We start from the raw sequence: 11902 nt of genomic DNA, 5'->3' as shown, positions 1-11902 counted from the left end.
TGTTGAAGATCTGCTTGCTGCCTGTTTGTGGCAGCGGCGGGGGGCAATTGGAAGAGGCTTCGCGCGGGAACCGCCTCTTGCCAAGGGCGTTGCTGCGGTGCACCAACGGCTCCGGCCGTCCCGCCCCCCGAAAGGATCGCTTCGAGTCCATGCCCCGCCGCGCCGCCCGAGCCGCCTTGCCCTTGCCCGACCTCGTCGTGCTGGTCCTGCAGGGCGGCGGAGCGCTCGGCGCCTTTCAGGCCGGGGTCTACGAGGCGCTGATCGATCTCGGCGTCGAGCTCGACTGGGTCGCGGGCATATCGATCGGCGCGATCAACGCCGCGATCATCGCCGGCAATCCACGCGACGCGGCGGTCGGGAAGATGCGGGAGTTCTGGGAAGGCGTGTCGTCGGCGCTGCCCGTCCTGCCGGTGGCCGACAATGATCTGGCGCGCGAATGGGCGCATTGGGCGGCGGCCGGGCAGGTTGCGGCTTTCGGCGTTCCGGGCTTCTTCACGCCGCGTATCCCGCCGCCGATGTTCGCCGCGCCGCAGACGCCCGCCGCGATCAGCTTCTACGACACGGCGCCGCTGGTCGAGACGCTCGACCGCCTCGTCGACTGGGACCGCGTCAACGACGGCAAGGTGCGCCTGTCGGTCGGCGCGGTCGCGGTGGAAACGGGCAATTTCCGCTATTTCGACACGCGCACCGACCGCATCGACGCGCGCCATATCCTCGCGTCGGGCGCGCTGCCGCCGGGCCTGCCGCCGGTCGAGATCGACGGCACCTGGTATTGGGACGGCGGGCTCGTTTCGAACACCCCGCTCGAACATGTCGTCGAAAGCGCGGACGAGGCGATGCTGGTGTTCCAGGTCGACCTGTTCCCGGCGCGCGGCCCGCGCCCGCACGATCTGGAGGAAGCCTGGTCGCGCGAGAAGGATATCCGCTTTTCCAGTCGCACCCGCCGCATTTCGGACGGGCTGGTCCGGCGGCGCAAGGAACATCGGCTGATCGCCCGGATGCTCGACAAATTGCCCGGGGAGATGCGCGCGCTGCCCGAGGTGAAGGCGGTCGAGCGCATGGTCGACTGCAAGGCGCTGAACGTCGTTCAGCTCATCCACCAGCCGCCGGCATGGCAGACCGGCGCGCGCGACTTCGAATTCTCGCGCGCGACGATGGACGCCAACTGGGCGCTGGGCCGCGCAGCGGTCGAGGCGTCGCTGAAGGACGGACACCTGCTCGCCGAAAGCATCGCCGAAGGGCGGTCGGACAGTTTCGCCATCGAGGCGGGCGGCCTGCAGCCCAAATCGGCCCATGCCGTTTCCCCATCCCCTCGCGAGAAAAAGGATTGATCCCATGCATCTCAAAGGCAAGACCGCCCTCGTCACCGGCTCGACCTCCGGCATCGGACTCGGCATCGCCAAGGCGCTTGCCGCGGCGGGCGCGGACATCATCATCAACGGATTCGGCGACGAGGGCGCGATCGAGGCCGAGCGCGCGGCGCTCGCCGCGCTGAACGGCGGCAAGGCGGCCTATGACGGCGCCGACCTCACCAAGCCCGACGCGATCGCGGAAATGTTCGAGCGCGCCGACAGCGACATGGGCGGGGTCGACATCCTCGTGAACAATGCCGGCACTCAGTTCGTGTCGCCGGTCGAGGATTTCCCGGTCGAGAAATGGGACCTGATCCTCGCGCTCAACCTGTCGTCGGCCTTCCACACCATCCGCCACGCCGTGCCGGGGATGCGCAAGAAGGGATGGGGCCGCATCATCGGCACCGCCTCGGCGCATTCGCTCGTCGCCTCGCCGTTCAAATCGGCCTATGTCGCCGCGAAGCACGGGCTCGCCGGGCTGACCAAGACGGTCGCGCTCGAGGTCGCCGACGCGGGGATCACCGCCAATTGCATCAGCCCGGGCTATGTCTGGACGCCGCTGGTCGAGAATCAGATTCCCGACACGATGAAGGCGCGGAGCATGACGCGCGAACAGGTGATCAACGACGTTCTGCTCGCGGGGCAGCCGACCAAGCAGTTCGTGACGGTCGAGCAGGTCGCGGCGCTTGCCGCCTTCCTGACCCGCGACGAGGCGGCGAACATCACCGGGGCGAACCTGAGCGTCGACGGCGGCTGGACCGCCGCCTGACGTTGCGCGATCCTGCCTGCGGCGCGCTGCGTCCTTGAGCATTGCGTCATCCGCTCCTAAGGTTAACGGCGAACCGGACCAGGAGAGACGGACGATGTGGGGTCGCACCTTTCTATATTTGACATGCGCGGCGGGGCTGGGGCTCGCCGGATGCCGGACCGTGCCGGCGATGCCGCCCTCGGCGGCCGACGCCGCGCCGGCGGAGGCCGCGGGCACCTGGCGCGCCACCGCGACCGACCAGGACAAGGCGCGCATCCGCGGCTGGTATTCGAGCTGGACCGCGGCGCTCGCCGACGCGCGGGCAAAGGGCTATGGCGCCGACGTCGAGCGCGAAGGCGTGTTGCTGCAACCGACGGCGGCGCTGCCCAATCCGCACCTGCCCGCGGGCGAGTATCGCTGCCGCACGATCAAGCTGGGCACGCAGGGACGCGGTGCGATTGGCTTCATCGCCTATGACTGGTTCCGCTGCCGCGTGTCGGACGAGCAGGAACTCGCCAGCCTGACCAAGCTGACGGGGTCGCAGCGGCCGGTCGGCCTGATCTTTCCCGACAATCTCAAGCGCCAGATATTCCTCGGCACGCTGGTGCTGGGGGACGAGAAGATCCCGGTCAATTACGGCAGCGACCGGATGCGCGACATGGCGGGGCTGATCGAACGGATCGCCGACAATCGCTGGCGGCTGGTGCTGCCGGCGCCCGCCTATGAATCGCTGCTCGACGTGATCGAGCTGGTGCCGGCAAACGGATGATTTGAAAACAGGGGAGCAATAATGAAGATCAGCGGGCGGATTTTGGGACTGGGCGCCGCGGCGCTCGCGCTCGGGCTGGCGGCGCCGGTGGCGGCGCAGTCGCTGGGCGACCAGGTGCAGAAGCAGATGCCCTCGCTGATGGACATCTACAAGGATTTGCACGCGCATCCCGAACTCAGCTTCATGGAGGTCCGCTCGGCGGGCATCCTGGCCGCCGAGGCGCGCAAGCTGGGCTTCACGGTGACCGAGAAGGTCGGCGGGACGGGCATCGTCGCGGTGATGAAGAACGGCCCCGGCCCGGTGGTGCTGGTCCGCGCCGACATGGACGGGCTTCCCGTCACCGAGCAGACCGGCCTTCCCGGCGCGTCGACGGTGCGCGTGACGACCAAGGAAGGCGTCGAGACCGGCGTCATGCACGCCTGCGGCCACGACACGCACATGACCGCATGGATCGGCGTCGCGCGGCTGATGGCGGCGAACAAGAGGCAGTGGTCGGGGACGCTGGTGATGATCGGCCAGCCCGCCGAGGAGCGCGGCGCGGGTGCGCGAATGATGCTGGCGGACGGGCTCTACACCCGTTTTCCCAAGCCCGAATATGCGATCGCCTTTCACGACGCGGCGCAGTTTCCCGCGGGCATGATCGGCTATACGCCGGGCTATGCGCTCGCCAATGTCGACAGCGTCGACGTCACGGTGAAGGGGCTCGGCGGTCATGGCGCCTATCCGCAGGCGACCAAGGATCCGATCGTGCTCGCCAGCCGCATCGTCACCGCGCTCCAGACGCTCGTCGCGCGCGAGATCAGCCCGCTCGACAGCGGCGTCGTCACCGTCGGCAGCTTCCACGCCGGCGCCAAGCACAATATCATCCCCGACGAGGCGAAGCTGCAACTGACCGTGCGCAGCTATACCGACGAGGTGCGCACGCAACTGCTCGACGGCATCGCGCGCATCGCGAAGGGCGAAGCGATCGCGGCGGGCATGCCGGAAGACAGGATGCCGACGATCAGCGTCGCAAAGGACGAATATACGCCGTCGGTCTTCAACACCCCCGAGTTCACCGAAGAGATGGCGGCCTTCCTGAAGACCCGCTTCGGCGACCAGCGCGTCGTGCAGATGCCGCCGGTGATGGGCGGGGAGGATTTCAGCCGCTATGGCCGCGAGGACAAGTCGATCAAGAGCCTGATCCTGTGGGTCGGCGGCGTTCCGCAGGCCGAATATGACGCCGCGAAGAAGGAAGGCCGGACGCTGCCGAGCCTCCATTCTCCTTTCTGGGCACCCGATGCTCCCGCGGTCATCTCCACCGCGACCGAGGCGCTGGCGTCGATGGCGATGAAGCTGATGCCGAAGGGTTGAACATATTTGGCATTGGCAATTATCCCTTTTCGACAAGGAACTGTTCCCCGGCGAAAGCCGGGGTCCAGACGGCACAGCGCTGCTTCGCATGGACCCCGGCTTTCGCCGGGGAACAGCTCGTTTGCCTGAAGGATAATATGCCGTCATGTTTCGCGGCCGCCGTTATCAACCCTCGATGAACCCTCGTTGGCCTTGGAAGGGCTCGTCATTACGAGCGACGGGAACAGGGATTTCGCCCCGAAAGAAACAAACCCGGCAGCCGGGATTGAAAAGCCCGACCGCCGTTCCTATGTAACGGGAATGCGGGCCGGGCCCCTCTGGCGTCGGCGGGATCAACATCCCGCCACGTGATGTCGGACCGCATCGGGTGACACCGATGCACGGCGGCCAATTCTCCCCCCTGATCCAGGTCCCGGCATCGGCGTCGCCTGTTTTGAGTTCGCTCAATCAGGAGGCCATATGTCTGTGAATCCCCATATCTTTCACTTGACCGCGTTGCATCGGCGGCTCGACGAAGCGGTCCGGCGCGAGGCGCGCCGCCGCGGCGGCGACCCGTTCCGCGTGCTGCGGCTCAAGAAGCTGAAGCTGGCGGTCAAGGACCGCCTCGCATCACTGATGCGGCGCCCCGTTCGCGCCCGCTGAATCCGGCAATGAAGGCGAAGCGCGCTGCTTTCGGCGGCGCGTTTCGCCTGTCCAGGGATCGTCATCATGGAATTTCTCTTCACCGACTGGCTGGGAACCCCGGCCTGGTTCTGGCTGGCCTTTCTCGGCCTCGTCATCGCCCTCACGGCCTTCGACCTTGGCGTGTTGCACAAGGAGAACAAGGAGATGGGCATCGCGGAAAGCCTGAAGCTCTCCGCGCTCTACATCGGCATCGCGCTCGCGTTCGGCGCCTGGATCTGGGTCGAGAAGGGCGGCGATGCGGGCCTTCAATATTATACCGGCTTCTTCATCGAAAAAGCGCTGTCGATCGACAATATCTTCGTCATCTCGCTGATCTTCGCGACCTTCGCGATTCCGGCGCGCTATCAATATCGCGCGCTATTGTGGGGAATCATCGCGGTGATCGTGCTGCGCGGCCTGATGATCGCGGGCGGTGCGGCGCTGGTCGCCGAATATGGCTGGCTGCTCTACGTCTTTGCCGCCTTCCTGATCTTCACCGGTATCAGGATGCTGTTCGCGAGCGACAAGCCGATGGACGTCGCGGGCAATCCCGTCGTGCGCTGGCTGTCGCGCCGCATGCCGATCACCGCGGACCTGCATGGCGAGAAATTCTTCGTGCGCGTGCCCGACGCCAAGACGGGGAAGGTCGTGCTGGCGGCGACGCCGCTGTTCCTTGCGCTCGTCGTCATCAACCTCGCCGATCTGGTGTTCGCGGTCGACAGCGTGCCCGCGATCTTCGCGATCACGACCGACACCTTCATCGTCTATACCTCGAACATCATGGCGATCCTCGGCCTGCGCGCGCTCTATTTCGCGCTCGCGGCGATGGTGCATCGATTCCACTATCTGAAATATGCGCTGGCGCTGGTGCTCGTCTTCATCGGGTCGAAGATATTCGTGGCCGATTTCCTGCTCGGCAGCGCGAAATTCCCGCCGCTGGCGAGCCTGGGAGTCACCGTCGCGCTGATCGCCGGGGGCGTGCTGTGGTCGCTCGTCATCAGTCGCCCGTCCGACTCGGCCGTGCGGTGACGGGCCGGCTGTCGCGGCCCGCCGCTCATACGGCGAGGAGAAGCGTGTCCTTGTCGCTCGGCGCGGCGGGCTGGAACATCGGGAGCGGCTCGAACGCCTCGTCGGTGACCTCGGTCTCGCCAAGCCCGTCGAGCTTGAACTGACCGAGGCGCTTTTCCTCGTCCGACCGCCAGTTCTTGTTGAGATTCAGCGCGCTGACGAACAGCGCCCCGTGCCGCTCGAACATCTGGTGCGGGGCAAGGGTCATGGCGTCGCCATTGTAGCGCGTGGACACGATGCGTCGCCGTGCGATCGCTTCCATCATTTTCAGTCGTGTATCGTTCATCGGCCCAGGGAGAGGTGGTTTCGTTGTGCGGTGCACCATACACCCGCCGCGGCGGACCTGGCAAGCATCGCTTGATCGCTCGTCCGCCCGGTCGCCCGCAGTTGCGGACGAATGCCGTTCGGATTGGCTTAACACCATATTAGCAAGGCCATATTTATGACAATCCGATGACCAGGAAGGGGCAGGGGGACCTGCTGACGTTGCTGCTTGCGGCCGTCACGACATTGTTGATCGAAATGGCGCTCGTCGAACGCAAGTTCGCGCTGTTCGGCGGCGGCTTCGGCCAGTCGCAAACGCTGGATACGCCGGCCGAGACCGTCCTGTTCCTGCTCGGTGCCGTCGGTGCGCATGCGCTGCTTTTCGGCCTGTTCTTCCTGTTGCTGCGCCGGCTGCACGGACGCGAATACGACCCGCTGATTTTCCGGTTCAACCTGCTGTTTTTCGGCGTCGCCGGCTTTCTCGCCGCGCTGACCGCCAAGTTCGAGCTTTTGTCCTATTTCAGCGATGCGGTCAGCTTCCAGTTGATCCGCAATCTGGGCGGGGGAAGCCTGTTCGACGCTTTCCTGTTCGTGTTGAATGAAGGCGCGCTGATGCTGATCGGCCTCGGCGGCGCGCTGATCCTCTATGGGATCGTCGTGGTCCGCCTGCGCCGTCGCGGCAATCGGACCCTGCTGCCGGCGGGTCGCTCGCAGCTGCGCTGGGCGGTGCTGGCGCTGGCGGTCGCGATGCCGGCGATCGCCGCGCAGGCCAACGGGGTGCCCGACGCGCGCGACGGCCTGCGCCGGATGACCGCCTATGGGCTGGTCAACCGGCTACTCGAACAACTGACCGATTTCGACCGCGACGGATATAGCTGGTATTCGGCGCAGATCGACCGGCATCCCTTCGATGCGTCGCGCCATCCGCTGGCGCTCGACATTCCGGGGAACGGGATCGACGAAGACGGCTTCGGCGGCGATTTCGTCTTTGTCGGCGCCGATCCGGCGACGCCCGCGCCGAAACTGCCGGCGAAGCGGAAGCATCTTGTCATCATCGTGCTCGAAAGCACGCGCGCGGACGCGCTGACGCAACGGGTGAACGGGCGGCCGGTGGCGCCGAACCTCGCGGCGCTGGCGCGCGCGGGAAGCAGCTTTCCGCACGCCTACAGCCACGTCGGCTTCACGACGGCGTCGCTCAAGAGCCTGTTTTCGGGCGCGCTCGATCCGCGGGTGGGAGACCCCTCCTTATTCTCCGACCTCAAGGCCAATGGCTATCGCATCGGCGTCTTTTCGGGCCAGCCCGAAAGCTTCGGCAATATTTCGGCGGTGGTCGGGATGCGCAAGGCGGCCGACATATTCGTCGACGCCGAAACGCTGGCGCACGAACGCGCCTTCGGCTTCGCCGCCAAGGGCTCGCTGCTCGTCGACGAGACGAAGATACTGGCGGAATTCGATCGGCGGATGGGCGATCCGGGACCGTGGGCGCAGCCGACCTTCGTCTATTTCAATTTCCAGTCGCCGCATTTCCCCTATCATCATCCGGGCATGCCCGACATGCTGGGTGTCGACCCGCTGCCGCGCGGCGACATTTCCGCGGCCAACGCCCGCCGCGTTCAGCAGACCTACTGGAACGCCGTCGCCTATGCGGATTCGCAGATCGGCGCGATCGTGGCTCGCCTGAAGGCGCTGGGGACTTGGGACGACACCGTGCTGATGGTCACCGGCGATCATGGCGAGGCATTGTTCGAAAACGGATTCCTGGGACATGGCCACGTGATCGAGCCCGCGCAAACCCATATCCCGTTCGTACTGAACGTGCCGGGCCTCTCCAGCGACCGGCCGCTCGGCCTCAGCGACATGCGGTCGATCCTGCTCCAGGCACTGGGCGGTGCGCCCGCGCCCGACAACGACGCTCCGGTTTTCCTGCACATCGGAGCGGTCGATACGCCCGCCGCGATCGGTATCGTCGAACCGGGCGGCGTCTTCACGACGCTCGCGCTCGGGACCGAGGAGATATGGTTTTCCGACAGCGGTCGGCGTGCGCGCTACGGCGATCTGAACGGTGCGGACAAGGCCCGCGCCGACCGGCTGGTCAACGAATGGGCGCGACAACGCTGGATGCGCCATCTGGCGACCCGCAAGGCGGCGCGAAGCTCGCCATAGCCGCGTAGCGCCGGGAGCGGGCGCGCACGGAGAAAACAATCGCGTATCGCATAAAAATGCCCGCCGGAGGTCGAACGACTTCCGGCGGGCAGGCTTTCCTCCCCAGGAAAGCTCGGGAGGCGCGGGGCGTTTGTGCAAGGCACCCCGCGCCGAGAAGGGTGGCGCGGGGGGCAACGAAAACCCCCGCGCCTAGAGCGGTTATCGATCCGATTGCATCGGATCGGCCGCTCTAGATTCTTGTTTTTCCGCATTTTCTGAATCGTCAGGCGATTCCACCTGACTGGAAAATGCTCTAGCTCGATCGTCAGGCGGCGAACTGGTTCATCGTATTGTCCTTGCCGCCCGCCTTCAGCGCGGCTTCGCCGGCGAAATAATCCTTGTGATCGTCGCCGATGTCGCTGCCGGCCATGTTCTGGTGCTTCACGCAGGCGATGCCCTGGCGGATTTCCTGACGCTGGACGTTCTTGACATAGCCCAGCATCGCTTCCTCGCCGAAATATTCCTTCGCCAGATTGTCGGTCGACAGCGCGGCGGTGTGATAGGTCGGCAGGGTGATCAGATGGTGGAAGATGCCGGCCCGCTTCGCGGCGTCGCGCTGGAAGCTGCGGATGCGGTTGTCGGCCTCGACCGCCAGCTCGGTGCCGTCGTAATCGACGCTCATCAGCTTCGCCCGGTCATAGGCACCGACATCCTTGCCGTCCGTCTGCCACGCGTCGAACACCTGCTGGCGGAAATTCAGCGTCCAGTTGAAGCTGGGCGAGTTGTTGTAGGCGAGCTTCGCATTGGGAACCGCCTCGCGGATACGGTCGACCATGCCGGCGATCTGCTCGATATGCGGCTTTTCGGTCTCGATCCAGATCAGGTCGGCGCCGTTCTGCAGGGCGGTGATGCAGTCGAGAACACAGCGATCCTCGCCGGTTCCGGGGCGGAACTGATAGAGGTTCGAGGGCAGGCGCTTCGGGCGCAGCAGCTTGCCGCCGCGGTTGATCAGCACGTCGCCCGGATTGCCCGCGCCCGTCACTTCCTCGCAATCGAGGAAGGCGTTGTACTGATCGCCGAGGTCGCCCGGTTCGCGGGTGAAGGCGATCTGCTTGGTCAGCCCGGCGCCCAGGCTGTCGGTGCGCGCGACGATCACGCCGTCGTCGACCCCCAGCTCCATGAAGGCATAGCGCAGCGCGCGGATCTTCTGCAGGAAATCCTCGTGCGGCACGGTGACCTTGCCGTCCTGGTGGCCGCACTGCTTTTCGTCCGACACCTGATTCTCGATCTGCAGCGCACAGGCGCCGGCCTCGATCATCTTCTTGGCGAGCAGATAAGTCGCCTCGGCGTTGCCGAAGCCCGCGTCGATGTCGGCGATGATCGGCACGACATGCGTTTCATGGTTGTCGATCGCGTGCTGGATCTGCTTCGCCTTGACCTCGTCGCCGGCTTCGCGCGCCGCGTCGAGCTCGCGGAACAGGCCGCCCAGTTCGCGGGCGTCGGCCTGCCGCAGGAAGGTGTAGATTTCCTCGATCAGCGCCGGAACGCTGGTCTTTTCATGCATCGACTGGTCGGGCAGGGGGCCGAACTCGCTGCGCAGCGCGGCGACCATCCAGCCCGACAGATAGATGTAGCGGCCCTTGACGGTGCCGAAATGCTTCTTGATCGCGATCATCTTCTGCTGCGCGATGAAGCCGTGCCAGCAGCCGAGCGACTGGGTGTAGTTGGCGGGATCGGCGTCATAGGCCGCCATGTCGGCGCGCATGATCCGCGCGGTGTAGCGGGCGATGTCGAGGCCGTTGCGGAACTTGTTCTGGGCGCGCATGCGAGCGACGTTTTCGGCGCCGATCGCATCCCAGCGGCCGTCCTGATCGCGGATGAGGCGGCCGGCCTGCGCCATGTCTTCGGTATAGCTCATCTTCACTGTCCTCGGCTGCGCCCCGGTGGGCGATGAATATGCCGCCCTTGTGCCGACCCGCCGCCCGGATTGGAAAAGCTTTGTGAATATTTCTTGTGAATAAAGCGAATGAAGTGCATTGCAGCGTGTAAATCAGTAAAGAAAGTTACATCATGGCGGAGCGGCGGGTGTTCGCGGGACCGGCGGTGCGCAAGTTGCGGCGCGATGCCGGGTTGACGCAGGCGGCGATGGCCGAGGCGCTGGGCATCTCGCCGAGCTACCTCAATCTGATCGAGCACGGCCAGCGCCCGCTGAGCGCGACGGTGATCGTCCGGCTGGCCGAGCGTTTCGGCTTCGACGCGGCGAAATTGGGGGCGGAGACGGTGCCGGGCGGGCTCGCCGCGCTGCGCCGCCGTCTGGCCGACCCGCGCTTCGCCGATCTCGACATCGGGTCGCGCGAGGTCGAGGAATGGCTGGAGAGCGCGCCGGCGACCGCGACCGCCTTCGTCCGGCTGTTCGACGCGGCGGGCGATGCGACCGCCCCCGCCGCCGCCGAAGCGCCCGAGGTCGACGCGGTTCGCCGCGCGATCGAGAAATGGCGCAACCACTTTCCCGATCTCGATGCGCGCGCCGAGGAACTGGCCGACGAACTGCGGCTCGCGGGGGGCGACCTCTATGGCACCATCGCCGAGCGGCTGCGCACGCGTCACCAGCTTGGCATCCGCATCCTGCCCGCCGACGTCATGCCCGACCGGCTGCGCTGGCTCGACTGGCATGCGCGGCAGCTGATGCTGAACGAGCTGCTGCGCCCCGCCTCGCGCACCTTTCAGGCCGCGGCGACGCTGGCGCAGATGGAGGCGAAGGACGAGATTTCCGCCCTTGTCGCGGGCGCAGAGTTCGCCGAACCGGCCGCCGCGCGCCTGTTCGAGCGGCATCTGATCCAATATTTCGCGGCGGCGCTGATGATGCCCTATGGCCGCTTCCTGCGCGCCTGCGACGCGACGGGTTACGACCTGCTGCTGCTCCAGCGGCGTTTCGGCGCCGGGTTCGAGCAGGTCGCGCACCGGTTGACGACATTGCAGCGCGTCGGCGCACGCGGGCTGCCCTTCTTCATGCTCCGCATCGACCGCGCGGGGCAGGGGTCGAAACGCTATGCGGGCGCCAGCCAGTCGCCGCTCGTCGATGGCGATGCGCGCTGTCCGCTGTGGGGCGTCCACGAAGCCTTCGCGCGCCCCGGCGAGGTGATCGCCGACCTTGTCGAGCTGGAGGACGGGTCGCGCTGGTTCACGCAGAGCCGCTCGGTCGCGGCGCCCGGCGCGACGGGAGGGGGCACGCCCGCGCGCTTCGCGGTGTGCATCGGGGTCGACGCCAAGGTCGCCGCGCCGCTGGCCGCCGCGCGCGGCATCGACCTGATGCGCAGTCCCGCGACCCCGATCGGCCTCGGTTGCCGCCGCTGCACGCGCAGCGGCTGCGTCCAGCGCTCGATGCCGCCGCTCGGCCGTCCGCTGCGATTCAGAGAGGGCGAGCGCGGTGTCAGCGCCTTCGATTTCGCGGGGGATTAGAGCATCGAGTCTTAAAATCTGACCCATCGTCCCGAACGGATAGGGGTGTTGCAGGTTTATGCACGGTTTCTCTTTTCCGTCTCC

Annotated in this window: 10 protein-coding genes; 8 read left to right on the top strand and 2 right to left on the bottom strand. The window is 66.3% G+C overall.

Going from position 1 to position 11902, the window contains the following annotated elements; translation table 11 throughout:
- Nucleotides 1–149 precede the first annotated feature (149 nt).
- The 6 genes from C3E99_RS08760 (at nt 150) to C3E99_RS08735 (ending at nt 5914) form a co-directional block, all read left to right on the top strand.
- Nucleotides 150–1331, top strand: a complete 1182-nt coding sequence (locus C3E99_RS08760) for a patatin-like phospholipase family protein (RefSeq protein ID WP_076075121.1) — start codon at nt 150–152, stop codon at nt 1329–1331.
- 4 nt (nt 1332–1335) lie between these two features.
- Nucleotides 1336–2121 (top strand): 3-hydroxybutyrate dehydrogenase, encoded by a 786-nt coding sequence (locus C3E99_RS08755; RefSeq protein WP_076075123.1) that lies wholly within the window; start codon nt 1336–1338, stop codon nt 2119–2121.
- 94 nt (nt 2122–2215) lie between these two features.
- Nucleotides 2216–2869 (top strand): DUF4893 domain-containing protein, encoded by a 654-nt coding sequence (locus C3E99_RS08750; RefSeq protein ID WP_067110844.1) that lies wholly within the window; start codon nt 2216–2218, stop codon nt 2867–2869.
- Nucleotides 2870–2890: 21 nt separating this feature from the next.
- A complete protein-coding gene (locus C3E99_RS08745; protein ID WP_104959696.1) occupies nt 2891–4222 on the top strand; it encodes an amidohydrolase in 1332 nt (443 codons plus the stop codon).
- Between the two features lie 459 nt (nt 4223–4681).
- Entirely contained in the window at nt 4682–4864 is a 183-nt protein-coding gene (locus tag C3E99_RS08740) for a DUF465 domain-containing protein (RefSeq protein ID WP_076075128.1), read from the top strand.
- A gap of 66 nt (nt 4865–4930) precedes the next feature.
- Nucleotides 4931–5914, top strand: coding sequence for a TerC family protein (locus C3E99_RS08735; RefSeq protein ID WP_076075130.1), 984 nt, complete (start codon nt 4931–4933; stop codon nt 5912–5914).
- Between the two features lie 25 nt (nt 5915–5939).
- On the opposite strand, the gene C3E99_RS08730 is transcribed toward C3E99_RS08735, so the two are convergent.
- Nucleotides 5940–6218 carry a WYL domain-containing protein gene (locus C3E99_RS08730; RefSeq protein ID WP_311880701.1) on the bottom strand — a complete coding sequence of 93 codons (279 nt, stop codon included), beginning with the start codon at nt 6216–6218 and terminating at the stop codon, nt 5940–5942.
- 188 nt (nt 6219–6406) lie between these two features.
- On the opposite strand from C3E99_RS08730, the gene C3E99_RS08725 reads away from it, so the two are divergent.
- Nucleotides 6407–8380 carry an LTA synthase family protein gene (locus tag C3E99_RS08725; protein ID WP_076075132.1) on the top strand — a complete coding sequence of 658 codons (1974 nt, stop codon included), beginning with the start codon at nt 6407–6409 and terminating at the stop codon, nt 8378–8380.
- A gap of 304 nt (nt 8381–8684) precedes the next feature.
- Here the strand turns inward: C3E99_RS08725 and C3E99_RS08720 are convergent, their stop codons facing one another.
- Nucleotides 8685–10277, bottom strand: a complete 1593-nt coding sequence (locus tag C3E99_RS08720; protein WP_076075135.1) for an isocitrate lyase — start codon at nt 10275–10277, stop codon at nt 8685–8687.
- Nucleotides 10278–10429: 152 nt separating this feature from the next.
- Between C3E99_RS08720 and C3E99_RS08715 the strand changes: the two genes are divergently transcribed.
- Nucleotides 10430–11818 (top strand): helix-turn-helix domain-containing protein, encoded by a 1389-nt coding sequence (locus C3E99_RS08715; protein WP_076075138.1) that lies wholly within the window; start codon nt 10430–10432, stop codon nt 11816–11818.
- Nucleotides 11819–11902: the final 84 nt, after the last annotated feature.

The sequence above is a fragment of the Sphingopyxis sp. MG genome (genome assembly GCF_002953155.1).
Taxonomy (GTDB): domain Bacteria; phylum Pseudomonadota; class Alphaproteobacteria; order Sphingomonadales; family Sphingomonadaceae; genus Sphingopyxis; species Sphingopyxis granuli.
This window is presented reverse-complemented; position numbering and strand designations above follow the sequence as displayed.